The organism is Sphingobacterium sp. UBA7038 (assembly GCF_002494055.1).
Classification (GTDB): domain Bacteria; phylum Bacteroidota; class Bacteroidia; order Sphingobacteriales; family Sphingobacteriaceae; genus Sphingobacterium; species Sphingobacterium multivorum.
The window spans coordinates 614,691-633,252 of sequence record NZ_DLAV01000039.1 but is presented as its reverse complement, the minus strand read 5'-3'; the positions used below and the strand labels follow the sequence as shown (position 1 = coordinate 633,252).

General features: G+C 34.2%; 13 protein-coding genes and 1 pseudogene. 2 read left to right on the top strand and 12 right to left on the bottom strand.

The features are described 5' to 3' along the window. Nucleotides 1–24: 24 nt before the first annotated feature. On the top strand, nt 25–450 hold the full coding sequence (locus B3H30_RS24330) for a DUF3825 domain-containing protein (RefSeq protein ID WP_286834961.1): 426 nt from the start codon (nt 25–27) through the stop codon (nt 448–450). 401 nt (nt 451–851) lie between these two features. On the opposite strand, the gene B3H30_RS24325 is transcribed toward B3H30_RS24330, so the two are convergent. The 10 genes and pseudogenes from B3H30_RS24325 to B3H30_RS24285 all read right to left on the bottom strand — a co-directional run bounded on the left by B3H30_RS24325 (nt 852) and on the right by B3H30_RS24285 (nt 15,779). Further along, complete coding sequence (locus tag B3H30_RS24325) at nt 852–2,234, bottom strand: ATP-binding protein (RefSeq protein ID WP_286834960.1); 1,383 nt, start codon at nt 2,232–2,234, stop codon at nt 852–854. A 479-nt stretch (nt 2,235–2,713) separates the two neighbouring features. Then, nucleotides 2,714–3,985: a DNA cytosine methyltransferase gene (locus B3H30_RS24320; RefSeq protein ID WP_286834959.1), complete on the bottom strand. Its 1,272-nt coding sequence runs from the start codon at nt 3,983–3,985 to the stop codon at nt 2,714–2,716. Between the two features lie 90 nt (nt 3,986–4,075). Continuing rightward, entirely contained in the window at nt 4,076–4,480 is a 405-nt protein-coding gene (locus B3H30_RS24315; RefSeq protein ID WP_286834957.1) for an EcoRII N-terminal effector-binding domain-containing protein, read from the bottom strand. A gap of 342 nt (nt 4,481–4,822) precedes the next feature. After that, complete coding sequence (drmB, locus tag B3H30_RS24310) at nt 4,823–6,742, bottom strand: DUF1998 domain-containing protein (protein WP_286834955.1); 1,920 nt, start codon at nt 6,740–6,742, stop codon at nt 4,823–4,825. Continuing rightward, a complete protein-coding gene (locus B3H30_RS24305; RefSeq protein ID WP_286834953.1) occupies nt 6,732–10,337 on the bottom strand; it encodes a helicase-related protein in 3,606 nt (1,201 codons plus the stop codon). Before B3H30_RS24305 ends, drmB begins: the two co-directional genes overlap by 11 nt. A 1-nt stretch (nt 10,338) precedes the next feature. Next, nucleotides 10,339–12,072, bottom strand: coding sequence for a nuclease-related domain-containing DEAD/DEAH box helicase (locus B3H30_RS24300; protein WP_286834951.1), 1,734 nt, complete (start codon nt 12,070–12,072; stop codon nt 10,339–10,341). After that, nucleotides 12,066–14,741, bottom strand: a complete 2,676-nt coding sequence (locus B3H30_RS24295; RefSeq protein ID WP_286834949.1) for a hypothetical protein — start codon at nt 14,739–14,741, stop codon at nt 12,066–12,068. Before B3H30_RS24295 ends, B3H30_RS24300 begins: the two co-directional genes overlap by 7 nt. Nucleotides 14,742–14,745: 4 nt before the next feature. After that, nucleotides 14,746–14,892: pseudogene (locus B3H30_RS24950) on the bottom strand (DNA cytosine methyltransferase); the annotation flags it as partial. 27 nt (nt 14,893–14,919) lie between these two features. After that, a complete protein-coding gene (locus tag B3H30_RS24290) occupies nt 14,920–15,321 on the bottom strand; it encodes a hypothetical protein (RefSeq protein ID WP_286834947.1) in 402 nt (133 codons plus the stop codon). Between the two features lie 116 nt (nt 15,322–15,437). After that, entirely contained in the window at nt 15,438–15,779 is a 342-nt protein-coding gene (locus tag B3H30_RS24285) for a hypothetical protein (protein ID WP_286834945.1), read from the bottom strand. Between the two features lie 734 nt (nt 15,780–16,513). On the opposite strand from B3H30_RS24285, the gene B3H30_RS24280 reads away from it, so the two are divergent. Then, on the top strand, nt 16,514–16,999 hold the full coding sequence (locus B3H30_RS24280) for a very short patch repair endonuclease (RefSeq protein WP_286834943.1): 486 nt from the start codon (nt 16,514–16,516) through the stop codon (nt 16,997–16,999). 5 nt (nt 17,000–17,004) lie between these two features. On the opposite strand, the gene B3H30_RS24275 is transcribed toward B3H30_RS24280, so the two are convergent. After that, entirely contained in the window at nt 17,005–17,964 is a 960-nt protein-coding gene (locus B3H30_RS24275) for an HNH endonuclease (protein WP_286834941.1), read from the bottom strand. Between the two features lie 38 nt (nt 17,965–18,002). Continuing rightward, a complete protein-coding gene (locus B3H30_RS24270) occupies nt 18,003–18,134 on the bottom strand; it encodes a hypothetical protein (protein ID WP_286834939.1) in 132 nt (43 codons plus the stop codon). Nucleotides 18,135–18,562 lie beyond the last annotated feature (428 nt).

Genomic DNA, 18,562 nt, shown 5'->3' with positions numbered 1-18,562 from the left:
GTATTGGGGTAGTATGATACTACCTTGGAAAAAAACAATTATTATAATGAATTATCGAAGGCAATAGAGACTGATAGTAAAAAATTCCGAGCAATCAAAAACAGGTTTTCAGATAGCCTAAGTTTAGCTCTAAAAAGAGTGCAATGGAACTTTAAAACAGCTATCCCAATGTATTACCCTTCGAACGATAAAATGTCATTGCTGTTACCGCTTTCTTTAATTGATGATGATATTATTGATTTAGCGTTGGTTACAGAAAAAACGCCATCGGGTAATTATTTAGGCCACACCATTTTACCTCTAGATTGGGCCTACAGCAATGCGCGCTTGATTACTCGCCCCGATAGTGATTGGCTTGTTGCAGAACAAATTGAAGTCGATAAGTCCAGTACCATTGACGATGATGAAGTTCCAAATACAACTATTGAAGATCTTGACGATGAAGAATAAACTAATAAAAATACTTTATGTATTTCTAATCAAAAAAATAACTAACGCCTCCCTCAACTTTTATTGAAATACAAAATATTATTCAAATAAAATAACCTACAACTACAATAAGGAAATATTTCCTTATTGTAGTATAGTTATTTGGGCATTTTTTTCAGTACAAAAAAAATAGATAAGTAAAATCTTCAGAGACTTTTCGGGTTTAATTGATAATTTTCTAAAAAACATAACCCAAAGTCTTTCGGCCTAATTTGAGTCAGATCTCCGCCGTCTCGGACATTTTACTCCGTACAAAATTCTAAATAGACAACACCATCCTCGAATTGTAATAGCGAACGATCATACTGTTTGGCAAAAGCTTTTCAATGTATATTGAATTCATTCGAACTGTTTCAGCAAGTTTAGGCTTTTGTCCATGCAACAACAGTAGTCCCATTTCTACTCATTACTGGTTTAATCAGTCCTTGGTCTCTTAACTTATAAAAAATCGCTTTCATCTTGTTTTCTGATTTTATACCCGTCAATTCCCTAGCTTGCCTATTCTTTACCTTTTCAGAATTATTTAGGAACTCAATTATCGTTTCTTCTGGTGAGGCAATTGGTGAGTGTGCAATGGTTACTTTTACATAGTTTCCATCAACCTTTAAAATTGGTTCTTTTAATCTCCAATCTTTCATTTTCTGAAAGGCTGTATTTAAACCTTCTCCCATATCCTTATTAGGCGGATTTCTGTACCGATTTAAAGTTCTAACAATTTTAGTATTTCTAGAATATCGAGATTCCAAAATATTTTCTTCTGTAACATAGCCTGGAAGTTTCCCGGGGCTATTAATTTCAATTCTATTGTTAAAAATTAAAATGTGGACGTCATCTGAGATTGAATAGTCTCTATGAATTACAGCGTTAACCAATATTTCCCAAATTGTTTCCTCAGGATATTTAACAGTGTCAAGTCCTTTGGGTGTCCATATCTTAACATTAGACATCAGCGATGTAATGGTTTCCGATGCGTTATGAATTTGCTCATAAAGGCTCCCTTCAATATTTACTTGCTCCTTAAGATGCTCTCGTTCTGGTGTTTTTTCTGCTGTATCATATCGAGTAATTTTTATACCACATTTTCGAGGCAAAATTGCAACAGGATTATCATTAAATAATAAAAGTCCTGACATTTTAGGTTCATATGAATTTCTATCAACCAAGTTTTGATTTACAGTGAAATCAATTGGGTCCGATTGAGGTGAATAGTCAAGAAGAAAACGTTTTATCTCTTTTGATTCAAATATATCCTCTGCTGTTGCGTCTCTATAAACTAAGTCTTCGTATGATGTTTCACCTTTGGCGAAGGATAATTCCTGTATTTTTTGTGGATCTTTTATAGGAAGAGATTGTGCCGAAACCCTAATATACACCGTATTGTCTGCTGTATTGTGGACTTTTTCACTTTTTTCAACAGTAATTTGGAGAGAGTAAGTGTTGTCTATGACACTTTGAAGAAATGTAGCAACGTACGGAATAGATGGTCTAATTTCCATTAAATTTTGAAAAACAAAATTAAATTCTTCCTTTGACTTAAAACCGCTCCATCTATTGGAAGGAGAGGATTCATCTTTATCATCCTTTATCCCGACAATAAAATCGCCGCCATCAGCATTTGCAAATGCACAAGCTATTTTTTGTATCTTTTTTCCGTCGATTTCTTTAGCTTTTCGATCATAAAAATGGCCTTCTTGCCTAGATGATAAATCTATAATTTCACTACTTTGAATTGTCTTTTCTTTCATTCTATTATTTAATGGCTTTTTTACTAGTGGTTCTGTAACTTGTAAAATTTGTTCTACAAATTTGGAGAGAATTTCGTTCTAACAGCTTAGTAATATATTCCAATGGTATTGAATAAATTTACAAAAAAAAGTCAATATTCGAGAATTGACTGTGCTATAAATAAGTAGTGGAGATCAACAATAAAAGATCGGGGGCGGAATTTTATAAAAACACCCCCACTACTAGAAAAATGAACAAATAATTGCTTTGATTTGGAAGAGAATACAATATTGCGTGTTAGGTTTGAAAAAAATAGCATGAGACTCACTTTTACTAACACAGGGGTAATTTCGTAGCAGTATTACGATTCTGCTACTTATCAAATTTGAATTGACTGGCAGCGTACTCAATATACTTTTTGCGCACATTTCCTGCAGCTGGTCTTCGAACTTTTCAGTGAAGATTTCTGAATATGATCGTATTAATATGTAATTTATTTTTAACCCTCTAAATAAGGTAAAAGAGCTTTAGCAATCAATTCTCCCATCAATGGAGGCACAGCATTACCAATTTGTTTAAAGGCAGCAGTACGGTTAGCCCCCTCCTTAACACCTTCAAAATAAAAATCGTCAGGAAAAGATTGCAAACGTGCTGCTTCACGAACCGAAATAGAGCGGTTTTGTTCAATATCAGGATGGATATAGTAATGTCCATCCTTTGCTATATGGGCTACGATGGTCTGTGCCGCAGTCAGATCGTCAGCAACGACTTTAAAACGATCCGTAAAAGAAGTTCGGTTATTATGAGTTTTTAAATGGTCTGCCAGATCGTTGTAATTTAAACGCTCCCGATCTTTAAGCCATTTTTGAACAGCAATACGATAAATTTCTTTATCCTGCTCGTTATGTGGTCTAGCAATATGTTGGGTCAAAACATCAATCCCATTACGGATATGGCTGTCTTTTAAATATTGATAATCATTTGAATCATAACCAACGTACTTATCTACCCCCTCACCAGCATTTAAGAATGGTAGGTCGGCAAATATATCTGACACCAACCCATGAATACCGGACTGATAATTGTCCAGATCAGGTAAACTAGGAACAAAATCCTGTCTCCAACCTATGATAATCAGTCGACGGCGCTGCTGAAGAACACCAAAATTTTCAGCCTTAACTGTAAAGATCTTTATACTATATCCCTTTTTGTTGAAGAGACGCTCCATATTAGCTAGGTATGCGCCCTTCCCTGCCGATTTCAACCCCAAAACATTCTCGAAAACAAACATCTTAGGCTTATAGCGTTCTAGGTAGTTTGCATATTGCACATACAAAAAATTACGTGGATCTTTTCGCATACCATGTTCAGAACGAGCTCTACCGACTAAAGAATAAGCCTGGCATGGTGGCCCCCCTATAATGAGATCAACTTCTTTATCCTGTGGCAGGTTACGCTCAATTCTATCAAAAATTACAGGATTGTTCTCCTCACCTATTCCCAAATGGATAACACTTTCTAGTATTTCTTTTGGAATATCCATATGGTGGTATAGAGTAGAGCGATCAATTTCTCCCTTTAAATACTTAATATAAGTATCAAACTTACCATTGTCTTTTAAATAATGGTAAGCAGCACGTGTCTTCAAACTATAACATGCAGCTTTATCAATCTCGACGTGGGCAATAGGATTAAATCCTGCCCGAACAAAGCCTTCAGACAAACCACCTGCTCCTGCAAAAAGATCAATAAAATTTAATGTTTTAGCCAAAATATGCTTGTAATTTGCAACAAAAATATAAACAAATTGTTTGAATAACAAAAGTATCTGTATGTCACTGATAGTGAAATCATCTAAAAACTATGCGGTATGAATATCGCGCATTTTTGTCAAAAAGACGGCTGCCTGAGAATTATCAAAGATAAAGCCTATGAACTCTCCCTCTACTTTTACAAGAAGAAAAAAATCTTTACTCCTAAGCTTTCTGTTTAAACAGGTTATCCTAAACTCGTCCTTTCTTCTCCCCTTACCATAGTATATGAATTTACAATGATTCTCAAAATTTGTATCAAACCACCTAATAATAATATCACTGTGTACATTTTCTCCCTTTTTAAATGATTTTGTGAAAAGAAGCCTACCATCAGCTTTATTAATATATATACCACTTTGATGGGAACCATTTTCGCCCGTATCGTTCGGCGTCAAATATTTACAGATATACTCTGGATTTTCTTTTATGCATTCTAATGCTTTAAAAACCATATCTCTCATATTTATATCTATTCTAATCTTGGTTAATATTTAGGATTTCATTTAGATTATCTCTGATGTATTACTGTTAATTACAAAAACAATATTAAAAAAAGAGTCCGGTCGTAAGGAACATAACTGAACTCCGCATTGTCTATTTTACACGCTTAATGGCACAGTCAATTCGAAAAACTCACTATCATTCAATAATTCCACATCAAAGCAAGGAATGATATCGTTTAATGTATTGTTAATACATTAAACGATATTAAACTATTTGTAGTAACACCCTCCCAATAAAACAATGTATCTTCCCATAAGGATTTTTTTATATCCTACAAGTTCCGGTAAATATTAAAGCTTAAAAAAACCTATTTCTCTTTCAAACGTTCCTATTATGGTTGTTCGATCTAATATCATATTATACTCTTCACAACTTGTTTCAGGTACGATACAGCAATTGTGGCAAGCAGCTCCATTTACATTATCGGGGCCCTGTCCTACTGAATTACCTATTTCTGAACAAACTGGATCTCCAGAACACCACCTAGCATCCTCAATGGCGTCTTTAATTATTTTCCCTAAGTTTTCAGCTTTTCCTTGTCTAACTAGTCCACCTAATGAACCTTCAGAATCTCCAGATGACGTATAGATAAGAATTCCATTCATTCGGTTTTCATCTCCATTTTTAAAATAAATTCTCTCTCGTAGAGAAGATGAACCATAACCACAATAGAAACATAGTCGCTTTATAAGTAAATGCGCAAAGGTATGCAGGAGAATGAAAGCAGGGTTAAGCTCTCTCTGTTCAGCATTTGGCCTACGCTTTAATAGCGCATTAGTATATCTATTGCTTACTTCATTAAAAAAAGAACCATAAGAATCTAACCATTGATCGATCTTGTCATCTCTAAATTTAAGGAATATACCTTCGCCATACACTTCTATCGCAGGTAGCCACTTAATTTCTTTACTTGAAAGATTACTCATCGCAAGTGTATTTCCTGGATTGATACGTGAGAAGCTTCTGAAAACTCTAGTTTCTTTCAATTTCTCTATCAAGACTACACACTCAAAGTATTCTTTTAAAAAATCGGATTCCAAATAATCCTCAAATGTTTTTAAAACTGCTTTAAATGCAGAGTTTTCTGAGTCTCGCCCATTTAGAATATATCTATACTCTTCGATTCGTAGTTCACTAACTGATTCAGGAGTTTTTTCAATATTATCTATGTCATTAGCCAATTCAGCAATTACATCCTCAATTAAAGACATAGGTTCTTTTACAAACATATTCTTAAGCATCTGACCTTGATCGAGCTCATATAATTTCTTCAAAGTTGACTTACCACCATGTTTTTCAAAAAATCTCACAACTAATTCACGAGATTCTATAGAGGCCTCTGGAAGGTAAAGTGCAGATACAATATCTGCATAGTGAACATTTGAACCTCCCCGGATTAAAACTTGAAGATGCTGATGACAAGGTTCTACTCCATTCACACCATCAATCCCGAGCCAAGGTCGATGTCCTTTACAATATTGACCTGTTGGGTTACGATGGTCTACCCCTTCTTCAGAATAACCATATTCATCTTCTTCTAAGCCAATTCGAGCCAACGCACTATCCAAAACTACACCTTCTTTTTTTCTAATATTCATCAGTCCAGTCAGTGTCCTACTTTTACCACAGGAACATTTTATAAGAATACTGCCAAGATCCCCAGCGCCAGAAAGAGAGTGATAGGATAAATTATGATCTATGTTATCTTTAGGAATAAATCCATTATGAACCCATTCCCTAAATGGCACATCTTGAATATGACCTTCGGAACATGCTGCAATGAATCGAACAGGTATCATTTTAAACTTCGGTTTCCCTTTAACAGAACACGCTAAACACTCCACCTTCTTATCTGCAAGTGTCAACTCCACTTCACGCATTGTACCACATTTTGTATTGATACAATAATGCCATCTTGGGAACCTAATAGCTGGAATTGTTAATTTTTTATTTTTTGAGCCAGAAGAACTATAGACAAAGGGTTTTACAAAATAGTCAACTCCCAAAAGCTTTTGCAAACGAGGTTCTATTATCCTTAAACTAATTTCATCAATACTATCTTTTCCTGCTTGTATTTTTCTTTGCTCTATGACTTCATCCCATTGGTTCAAACCACAAACCATTAATGAGACCTCTTGAGGGAAGTTAACTATTTGTCCGATTCCGAAAGGAGAAAGTATTTGACTACTTCTTAAGCTTTTATTTGCCATCTTGATTACCATTTGAATATATACTCAAAACTGACTCCGTATCAACTCCTCGCATTGAAGTCGGTGTTGCTAATGAGCGATTATTTAGAATTATATCTTCCTTCACTTCTGCGCTACTGGCATACATAAGAGGATAAAACTCATCTTTATTTAAAATTTCAAAATTTGCAGCGTCACCATAAGATTGAAATCCTTTTCTCCAAAATTTAATTCTACTATCGATTAGGCTTTCGGTATTATTTAATTCATTTCTATCAACAATTTCGCATTTTTTCTTAATAATATTAGAAACTATTACAATCAAATCTTCAAATTCTTTATTGATAATTGGTGAGTCTTTTATTTCTCCACTAGAAAAATACCTAACCATCCCAATTAAAATGGCATGCAACCCTCTTTCTCTTGCATTTACTGAAAATGGAGTAACTGATGTTGGTTCCACATTTGAGTAGATTCGGCTATGATATCCTTGAAATTGTTCATAATGCGACTTATCTCTTGGCTTGGTAGGACTATACAATGTAAAAATAATTCCAGGTCCCGTTTGTAAATCTCTACCAACTCTTGAACTTGCTTGAATATATTCTGCTGTCGTTTTGGGCTGGCCATGGATGAACATTAATCCTAATCGCGAAATGTCAACTCCAGTCGCAACCATATTAGTTGCTAAACAAATATCTAAGGCTTGAATTTTATCTCGAACAAATGATGTTTCTAATTTTTTTAAAGTGGAGGGAATGTCAGACGAGCTGATTCTACTTGTTAATTCTTCTATTCGATTAATGTACCTTCTCTCTTGATGGCGTTTTAAATCTCTACTTTGAAGCTGTCCTAACCGTTCTCTAATATCTCCGTATACAAGTGAAGAAGCACCTCCCAACTCTCGAATGCTATTAAAATAACCTAAAAGTGTCCAGTAATAATCAATTTCTCCTTCTTTTATATCTCCCCTAACCGACACCTCTTTAACAGACTGTAAAACAATAGCATACATCCTTACTATTGCCGTTTGCATGGAAGGAAATCCATTGGCTAATATTCCAACATACCTTCTACCAGGATACTTTTGTAGGCCATTATCATCCTTTTCAAATAAGGACTTCTCTTCGGAAAACCATGTATCTCCAAAGGACAGTCCTTGAGCAGGAAAAATATTTAGCTGTGCTCTGGAAGAAATACCATACAAACTTCGAACTTGTTCATAAGAACGACTAATAGTCGCTGAAGAAGCTACTATTTTTGGTGATACAAAATCAATATTGTTGACGGTAATAAATGGCGGTATTTCCATCTTGTAATTATTGCAAAGTGTCTGAATCATAACTTCATACAACCCAACCATGGTTCCAAGCGGCCCTGCAATTAAATGAAGTTCATCTTGGATAATCAATTCCGGAGGTATTATTCTATTCCAACCTTTTTCTCCATTTCTAAATCCAAATAAACTACCAGCTTCTTTCCTCCATGGTATCATAGCAAATTTATCGACTGTCCCTAGCAAAACTGTCGGCGGCTTCTCATAAATTAAATCATCTACCACTTGTAAGGGAAGTGGTTCGTTAAAATATTCGCAATATTTATTTTCACATTTAAAACCTACTTTACCATTGTTCCCATCATCAGCATACAAACCTTTTATTTTTTCTCCGTTTTTTATAGGTTCATCAACTTTACCTATTTGGGAACCACAGCAAGGACATTTCATGACAACAAAGTTATAATCAGCTTTCATTTCTTTCTGCAAACTCTTTAACTGAGACCTTGCTTGGTCTAGCTTATTGGGAGTTGTATCCCCACCTACCCAGAGTCCAATAGAGATGGACTCAGATCCTAGATCCAATAAGTTCTCTTTTCTTATTAGATCACAGGCACATATTAAAGATGAAGCTCTTTCGTATTGTTGGGTCGTTAACAATCGTAAAGTATAACGCATTAAAACGGCTGTACCACCATATAAATCTTCATTAAAATCTTCCTTTATTTTAATTCTTCTATTAAAGATACTAAAAGCGGTTAGCCCTAGATAAGCTTCTGTCTTACCTCCTCCTGTTGGGAACCAGATCAAATCAACAATACCTCGTTCTTTTGATTCGGGATTCACCATTGATTCAATATTCATTAATACAAATGCCAGTTGAAAAGGCCTCCACCTTCCATTGAATTCACTCTTATTATGAAATGTTTTTAAATCTTGAAAAATGTGTTCTTTTGTCGCTCCATCAATGCCTTCTAATTTTAAGTGCGCATGCTCTCCTTTTTCAGCTCTAACCCATTTACGAATTCTCGTTTTTGATCTTTGTTGTTGCCAAAGCATTGCCCTATTCATCCATCTGAAACATAATACAACGTCAGAGTTAGTATCTGATTCGAGTAGAATTTGTATCCCCGTTTTAATCCGATCCAGTGAGTTTTGACATTTTTTTATATTTGACAGCGCAATACCCTTAAATCTATCTAGTCCTTCTGCTTCTAATTCAATCTGGCTAATCCATTTTTGATATTCATTTTGTAAGACTAATAACCCTTTCTTAGCTTCATCCCAATTGCCTAAATCAGACATTTCTAACATGCTTAAATGCACATGTGAAGTAGGAGCTACTTGAGGTAAATCATAGACAGGAATAATACTTGTACTAATCCTATTCACTACTTCATAACCTGATTCGGGGCATATCATAGTATTCCAGACTACCGAAGCTCCATGACCGATAGAGAAAACTCTTTTTTTCCTATATAATAAATTCAACTCTGCTTCTTCATCGGTATCAGAAATTGAATTCCTTTCTTTATATGGAGCTATCAAGTGATTATTTTCCGTTGAAAGAACCAGCTTATTTTGATAAAGAATATTATTAGAATCTATCGAATCAACAGTTTGTGCTATTAAATTATTGATCAAAACAAATGTATAAATCCGATATCCTTCTTTCTGATCATTCTCTGTAGATCTGTCAAAAACTTTCAAACTTAACCATGGTTTATCTTTATTTGTTCTTTTTATTACAAACTGACTGCTTTTATTCCCATCCAATATCATCGATTTAATTGAAAGCTCTATAGATTCCCAAATTATTGGACGTCTTATCCAATATTCAGAATTACTGACAACACCATCTTTATTTTCAACAACAGAAATGCTTCCATCTTCATTTCGTTTCAGCTTTGCTTTTTTTGAATTACCCTTCTCATAGAATGCCGAAGTAACATGAAGCTTTACAAGATCATTTTCACAATTAGCATTAAAACGCACGGTAAATCCCATAGCCGAAGGAAAATATTGATTGGCTAACCCAACAGGTTCTTCATCTATAGCAGTGTCGCCCATTGTAGCCTCCGCCCTTTGACCTTCAATTTCTTTGGTATTTAAATCATCCTGTTCGTCTTTTTCTTCTCGATCTTCTCCTGTATCGAATTCCTCTGTATATTCTGACTGTTGTGGATAAAGCATACCAGCGCCATACCTTGATTTTGGTGAACCATGAACACTAGCTAATAATATCTCTTCGCCAGATTCTTCGTCGAGATAATTGGGATTATTTAGTGGTCCAACAATTTCTTTCTCTACTGCATATAAAATCTCATCTCTAGTGTTCATATTATTTCAATTTTAGATAATTTAAACTTATCAACTTATAGTAATCTTCCTTAAGATTTTTGTTTAAGACGATATATAATTCTTGTTTAGCTCTAGAAATACCAGTATAAAACAACCTCTGAGCGTTTATTGAATTTATCTCATCAAAATCATACAGAACTACTATTATACTTTCTAATCCTTTAAAACTATGTATAGTCGAAACCTTAAGTCCTTGTTTTATCCAATTACAAACTAAAGCTGAATCTTTTAAAACCGACTTATTAAAAATCTTTGGCGACAAAAGTACTATCTTCTCGAGTGGAATCGCCCTCGACATCAACTCAGCAACGATTTCCTCAATTGTATTCTTCTGTAAACTTACCGCCGGAAACCTAGTGGCAACAGATTCTCCATCAAACCCTCCAGACCTAAACTCAGCCATTTCCACTCCAGTAACTAAAGTATTTTGTGAAGCAATTCTTTTCGTATTACGGCAATTCACTTTTAAGGGAGGAAAATGAGCGAAGGTGGATTTCGAATTCAACAAGTCAATAATTTCAATTGGTTGATTTAAATAAATTGCTTGGTTTGAAAAATCGCCAAACAATATCCATTGTCCATGTTTAATTCCCCCTTTAAGCACCATATCGAATACCTCGAGATAATATGGGTTTATTAAATCTTGAGCTTCGTCGATTATTAAAACATCAAATTTTTCATTTTCATCGAAACCTTCATTTTGATCTAAAAATTCAAACGGCAAGTCTTCATTAAAATACTTTTGTAATTCCATATTCAATTCAGGAACCGCCGAACTTGTCTTCGAAGAAAGATAACTATGTAAAGTTCCTGTATAAGATCCATTTGCATTATAACCTGAAATCAAATCTGTTGAGTGTTTTAGTTTTGCTCCTAATTGCTTATTGTAGCAGAACAAACCTACTCGACAATTATCTTTTAGTTTTCTTTGAGAGGTTTCTAAGGCCATAAGTGTCTTGCCTGTTCCAGCTGCTCCTTCTATTAAACATCTTTTATTATAATTTACAAAATCAAGTAAAGCAAACTGTTCCTTAGTATAACTCTCTATTAAATGTTCGTTATCATTAATTATGTTTATATCCCTATAATCTATATCAAAATCACCTCTCAATATTTGTAATAATAATTCACAATCTTCTTTTGTTGGTCGAGATTGTTCAGCATCATACCAATATTTACCTTTATTCTGATAATGCCAGTTTTTACTTAAACTTAAAATATACTTACTAGCAGGCACCTTCAATCCTTGCTTTGTTAAAATTTGCCAAGAATATCCTTCTGGACCAAAATCAATAAATCCTTCCATGCTAGTAAATGCAATACCAGTACCCCAAAGAATTTTAGACAGCTTTTCAAAACGTTTACTATCACTCTTTACCTTATCTAATACATAATTTCTTATAGAATTCATTGTTGCATCAACTTGAGCGAAAGGACTTTTAGTCTTTTTAGTAACCTCTCCATTTCTATTCACAAAGCTCCAAGTACCTTCTTTTCTTGAAACGCCCCCGTGTTTAACTTCAATTGCAAACACCCCTTCATTGGGGGCTATAACAAGAAAATCTAACTCTCCAGAAATATTCTTAAAATGATAATTTGTGAATAATGAGTGAAGTATATACATTCCATTAGTGGATTTATCATTTTTGAATTTAAAATAAAGCAATCTTTCTCCATTGGAGTCAAAATGGTCAATAGCATCTGGTACTAACATAAAAACCTCCTTGTATTACTATATTCAACTTCAATTTTATTATTGTCTATAGAGGTTATTTGTTTGGCATATACATGAAATGTCATCCCATCTATATCAAAAATAAAGACATTAGAATCCGAGTTATGGTTTGAAAGCTTATGAGTTATACTTTTTCTAATTTCGGAGCTTAAACTTATAGTAAATGATGCAACTGACTTGTACGCAAAGTTAATCTCCTCTAAAACAACTTCTAATTTACTGACGTCCGCGGCTTTCAAAATAATACGAAGGTTATCAATTTCTGGAGAAAGCATTTCTTCATCAAATAGCCAACGCTGAATGCTACTCTTAACAGGATTCCCTGCTTTAAAATTATTCTCCCTCTTAATGGCCTTTAGTCTATTTTCTAAGGTTTTCAAATCTCCATCACATTTTAAATACAGACTATGTAGAATTTCTCTCCAAAGTTCTAACTTATCAAAATGCTTCCCAAGTTCTTTATTTGACTTTGATAGCTTTCTATAAAGACCTCTATTGGCGATAATAGTAAAAACTCTGTCACCAATATTTAAATCATCTATCTTGAGTTTTGCAACGCGTAACTGTCCTTTATTATCCTCTGATTGACCTAAGATAGTACTACCCACTGGTAAGAACATAAAAAAACCATCTTGTAAATTCACTATGTTGCAGGGTGTAGTAAAAATATGCTGTTCTTCTTTACCTACCTGGTACCCTCTATACTTAAATGTATGCAAATAGTCTAATGTCTCTTCATCTATCACTTCGAGGGAATTATGCTTACTAGTATTTAAATACGATTCAATTTCTTTGTCAATATTTTCTTCACTTTTTAACAAATACTGGTTATTAAAACGATTCATATCTCCTAGGTTGTCAAGAAAGTATCCTCCTTTAATTCTCTTTTTTAAATATCTGTAAGTTAAATTTGCTTCCTCCGGCCAACATGTAATAACAACCTTTGGAACAAATAAAATATTTATTGAATCAATCAAATAACGGCCAAAATATTCGTTATACGGATAGCCCGTAAATATTATCTCTTTAGTATCGAAGGTAGGTGTGTTAATACTTAAAGTATCAAGAGGTATTTTTAATTTACTTCCATCATTTAATACTGTTTCCGTTGAAAACAGATTCTTTGATTCCGAATATGACTTCGTATTGATATTAAAGGATTCTGCTAGTGAAATAACCTTTTTAAAACCATCTATAATTTCTTTACTTTTTATTTGGTGTTCTACTAATTCGAATGAGGTTTTAAAATTTTTAACTAAACTGTTAATCATAAAATTAGACTGCTGCGAATTTTTCAGACAAAACAATGCTGGATATAAAAAATTATAGAAGCTCTTTTGGAAAACTTCAAAATCATCCAATTCTTTTATCCAGCCAACCACTTGAGGCAGTAACTTATCTAGTTCATGAGGAGGATAAACATCTAGATTTATAACCTGCTGCGCATAACGTTTACATTGTTGCCAAAGTTTCATGTCAAGATATGAAGTTTCTGTTTCATAATCCATTAAGGCCTTAATTTTTTTCCGGTTCCAGTTTAATCTGTAATAATGAGGATTTTCACTAAATAGGCAATTGTAAAAGTCAATATCTTTAGAGATGGCAATATTTCTATCTGAAATTATTATAACAGGTATCTTTTGATCTAGAAAGGCCTTAATTGTATTTTCATAATCTTCAACTTGACGAATATCATTGATTACAACAGCTCTTAGTTTAGATGGTATAGCTTCCTTAAGACCAGGATATATATTATAGACAAACTGAAGTTTAGGGATAACGCTTAAATAATTATTCACAAAATCTCTAAATGAATTATCAAACTCAAACGTCACATCCATCTCTTTTTCAAGATTTTGATAGAATTTTAAAACGATTTCCTTAAGTTCCTCTTGTTGCATTACTCCAATAAGTTTATAGAGTAAATTCTTAAACTTGTCTAAACGTTCTTGATAATCGGAATTAAATATCTGACTATATGACTTTAAATCGGTAGTAATAATAATATTATCGTCAACAGAAAAAGTCTTTGACAACGGCTCATCATGTATGCTTATCTGTCCTAATAACCCTTTAAAGTGATGTACATTCCCACGGCCTGAAACCAAAATTACTTTTGAATCAAGATTATCCTGATTTATAACAACAGATTCTTTAGGCTCTAGTATTTTAGATATTGAATTTCGACCAGCTCTATATTCTCGTTTTTTCTCTATATAATTCTTATATAGATTTAAGACCCTTTTTGGATCAGCTAAACTTATATTAGACCAATGTAACTTATTAATGAACACCTCCTCGCCACCTTTAAACATCAAATTAACACCCTGATCGCTAGCAGTTATCACTTTTGCTATACATCCGTAAATACAGACGTTTTGACCTGCTTTGAAGCCAATCGACTTTGTGGCATTATCGATATAATCGTTGACAAAATAGTTTCTCAAAATTCCAAGAGACAACCATAAAGAAGCTTCCTTCTTATCAGGAAAACATAAAAAAAGTGGAGAATTTACAGTTTTTTTAGATTGAGTATTATCACAATAATCCAATGCCACTCCAACACTCGTTTTCATTATTGGACTAAACTGTTTATCCCCTAGCTCCAGATACCTTTTTTGATTAAAATAAAAAAGTAATTCCTTCATATTACTAATTAATTAAAGTATTTTTAAATATCTCACTAATCTGATAAGCTAAATAAGGAGGTAGTTCATTTCCTACTTGGTGATATTGTTGTGTTCTCCCTCCATAGAGATAATAATTATCAAGAATAGTCTGTATAAGTGCAACCTCCTCTACCTTAAGATCACTCGCTTGAAATGGTTAAAATAATATCCATTCGTTGATGTATAATTCAATATAGTGGTAGCAGCATCGTTGCCCCCTAAAACGATCGTTGAATATTCCGGATGCATAATAATTATCGATTTTAGGAGGTGTTCTTCCTTCTTGTATAAATTTTGCCAAAAAATTATAGCAGTAAATATCCTGTAACAAATGACATCGGTAAACATGATGTGAAACGCTGCCTAAATTTGGATGAAAAAAGAAATTACCCATCGGTAATTCTCTATTTATATCATAAGTGGTAGCATGGAAGAACTCCTCTCTCAAAGTACTGGCCAACATTGTTTCTAAAACTTTATTTTCTAAATCTCCGTCGAAATCTCTATAATAGTATGTAATACCCTCAGAGCAAGTTTCAAATTTATCAGTCACTTCCATTTATTTTCTTTTCTTTTTGCGATTACCCTCTTTATCTCCCGCAGATTCAAGGAATTAGTTATACCATTTCTTAACTTTAGTAACCTTCCGATAACATTCTGGAAAGTTAACGCATCTTACTGCACCAATACTTCAGGTACGACATTAATATCACTACGTATTCCAAGCAATATAATTCGATGTCGCTTCTGAAGCACACCGTAGTTTTCCGATTTAATTAAAAAATCTTGAGGGCTAAATTCAGTCTCCACACTAAGCAGATTTTTTCCTTGGGGAATTTGGTCTGGTGTAAATTGTCTAAAAAATCTACGCAATCGTAAAGTCTGATTGGCATAAGGGTCTTTTTCAATAGACAACTTGATTTGGAACACACAATTTTCATCATCACCTAACATGGATGAAAAACACTCCCCCAGTCCTCTTGGACCAGCAAATAAATCTATAATTAGAATGGACATCTATTTGAAATTTTAACCGCTAAAAATCTTTCACAATAAATTCTAATCTCATAATCAAATTTCTTGACATAAATCAGTATAACTCTCTACCTAATACATTGAACTTGAAACCTCAACAATCCACAATAACAGGCAAATTATTTATATCTGCTATGTTGTTTTTTTTAATTCGTTCATTTCTGGTTCATTCATTATTTTCAATGTAAGCATAAAATAACTTTGTAGACATTTAGCACAGTAAAAATTAATAAAATAAAAGTTAATAATACTCCAAATATACCTTTAAAAGTCTTTATAACATTACGGAAAACCGTAGTAAAAGATAGTAATGTAAAAGAAAATCCAATAGCCGATGTTCCTAACTATTGCTAATATAAAAAACGACCTGAGTAGTTGTCGATTCTTTGTAATCAAAACCATCACTGGTCAACCATGGCTTTATCCTTTTCTGTCAAGGAGGGTTAACCCCTCATGCTAATATACATTATTTATTTTGAATTAATAAATCCATACAATGCCTCCCCTAAAAATTTTAAAGAATCCAATTTTTACGACAAGAAATTGATCATTAAAACTTAAAAGATAGCTTTTAAACGTATAATAATGAGTTCGGAGATAAGTTGGAACCATTCACCATTTTCAAAAAATTTACAATTGTATAGTTTGAAAGAAAAATCTAGCATTGAAGTCTAGATAAAATTATGAAAAATATTTCTCATTATCCCTAACTTTGAATGATGGAAAATTACGATGACGAAAACGACAGAATTCATGTCCCTCGCTTTGAGGAAGCTGCGGGGTTCTACACCACGCCGAAGCGAAGTTACAACATGTCAAAAATCAGAAATCGTAACTCCAAACCTGAGCTCGTTCTAAGAAAAGCTTTATGGTCAAAAGATATCCGTTTCCGTCTTCATGATAAGTCCCTGCCAGGAACTCCGGATATTGTGATCAAAAAATATAAACTTGCGATATTTGTCGATGGTGAATTTTGGCATGGATTCGACTGGAAAAACAAACGCGAAACGATCAAGTCCAACCGTCTCTTTTGGATACCCAAGATCGAACGCAATATGCAAAAGGATATGCGTGTCAATAAGGCCTTACGAGATATGGACTACGTTGTATTTAGATTCTGGACACAAGACATAATCAAAAATCTACCTAAAGTCCTCAACCAGATAGAACTGTTCCTAGAAACAAGAAAACTTTGGAAATAGCTGCACTATCCTTTAAATACATTATCCCGATGCCAAGCTAAGTTTTCCTGCGATGGATAACAGCGTTGTAGTTCAGGAACTAAAATTGGCTTTCCTTTTAGTTTTGATAGACTATAAGCATGGTCCGCTAATTCGTCGATATGCGCTGAAACCATAATGGTGTAATTTTCATCTATACTAACCAGCCCCCTATCGAATGCGCGGTGCAAATTTGGACATAGTGCTATTCCATTCGTCACCTTGTCATCATGCGTCACCGCAAAAGGAACGATATGGCATGCATCAATAAAGTTGTACTTAAAAGTAGACCGCATCCGCATGCCTGTCATGGCGCAGGTATCCTGATAGAGCTGCGGGATATAGCGTTTGAACAATCCAGATCTGACAAACACATCTTCCTCTGTCTGAATAGAGATATGTTTGTACTGAGCCTCCGGCTCATTCAGCACCAATGATTGCACTTCATGGTAAAAGCCGTCATTCAGTTCCTTATGACGATAGTAAGCTAGACGTTCCTCTGGAAAGTAACTAGAAAGTAGCTGATCACGGACTGTGGTGCGGTTCAACGGATCACTAAGCAACACGGCAAGCTTATCGTCGAACGATCCATATGCGACCACTTCGGAAAGGGTCTTTACACTTTTGATATGCGCATTGATCTGAAACCCGGGATTTGGGTATAGATACCAGAAATTTCCGTTTGCTGCCTTATCGGACTGTAGGTAATAGAAAGGCTGGGTAAAGTCTGGTTGATGCGCAGAGCGCACCAGCAAGCGCCAGTTCTCCTGAAATAGTCCAACGAGATCAACATTGACTTCAAAACGATTGTTGATCATGGTACCCTTTTCGATCAGTTCAACCAAAGTCAAGAGCAAGATCGGCTTATGCGGTGCCAGTCCATATTTGGTATTGGCTCTCTTAACATGGGTAAAGGCGCTGAGGTAAGGAACTAGTTCTGCATTCATAAACGCAAAATAGGCAATCTTTTTAAAATAGTGCCAAATTAAGAGCGATGAAATTGAATCTTTAGATTTGGATACAACTTTTCCTTCGGATCAATCAGTACTTGCCAGGCTTCAAAACGGGTGCAGCAAGTTTCTCTAAAAATTTCGATATGTTCATTGAATTCGGTCATACTATTAATATTTTAGGCTATTTTTTAATTAACAAGCCTACCTTATCACCGCTTAAGAAAGCTTTTTGGCTAGATGTCCGCTTTGGCTAAATGTTAACCGGATTTGGCCTTCGATCTAATATAGAGATAGTAAGTTTAATTCATTTTGGACCTACAATCGTAAACTAAATAAAATAATGGAAGAACCGCTATTCTGTAACCCAAAAAAAATATTTATCTTAGCAATAAAGAAGTACTGCTAAATAATAAAGAATTCCCTAACCGTGCCTCTTTAAACGTATCCTCACCAATATTAGCAATGAAATAAAAATAGGGGGTTGATAAAGCAGTAAATTTGTTTAACAGGCATGTTTGTAAAAGGAAGTTTAGCCTAATATTTAAAAATAGCTAACCTATTATGGAAATGAATACCGAAACGATCTTCATAT

Bases quoted from the DNA above. Each gene is read 5' to 3' on its own strand.
- B3H30_RS24295 (WP_286834949.1), bottom strand. From the start codon at position 14,741: ATGAAGGAATTACTTTTTTATTTTAATCAAAAAAGGTATCTGGAGCTA.
- B3H30_RS24290 (WP_286834947.1), bottom strand. From the start codon at position 15,321: ATGGAAGTGACTGATAAATTTGAAACTTGCTCTGAGGGTATTACATAC.
- B3H30_RS24285 (WP_286834945.1), bottom strand. From the start codon at position 15,779: ATGTCCATTCTAATTATAGATTTATTTGCTGGTCCAAGAGGACTGGGG.
- B3H30_RS24280 (WP_286834943.1), top strand. From the start codon at position 16,514: ATGATGGAAAATTACGATGACGAAAACGACAGAATTCATGTCCCTCGC.
- B3H30_RS24325 (WP_286834960.1), bottom strand. From the start codon at position 2,234: ATGAAAGAAAAGACAATTCAAAGTAGTGAAATTATAGATTTATCATCT.
- B3H30_RS24315 (WP_286834957.1), bottom strand. From the start codon at position 4,480: ATGGTTTTTAAAGCATTAGAATGCATAAAAGAAAATCCAGAGTATATC.
- B3H30_RS24270 (WP_286834939.1), bottom strand. From the start codon at position 18,134: ATGACCGAATTCAATGAACATATCGAAATTTTTAGAGAAACTTGCTGC.
- B3H30_RS24300 (WP_286834951.1), bottom strand. From the start codon at position 12,072: ATGTTAGTACCAGATGCTATTGACCATTTTGACTCCAATGGAGAAAGA.
- B3H30_RS24305 (WP_286834953.1), bottom strand. From the start codon at position 10,337: ATGAACACTAGAGATGAGATTTTATATGCAGTAGAGAAAGAAATTGTT.
- drmB (WP_286834955.1), bottom strand. From the start codon at position 6,742: ATGGCAAATAAAAGCTTAAGAAGTAGTCAAATACTTTCTCCTTTCGGA.
- B3H30_RS24275 (WP_286834941.1), bottom strand. From the start codon at position 17,964: ATGAATGCAGAACTAGTTCCTTACCTCAGCGCCTTTACCCATGTTAAG.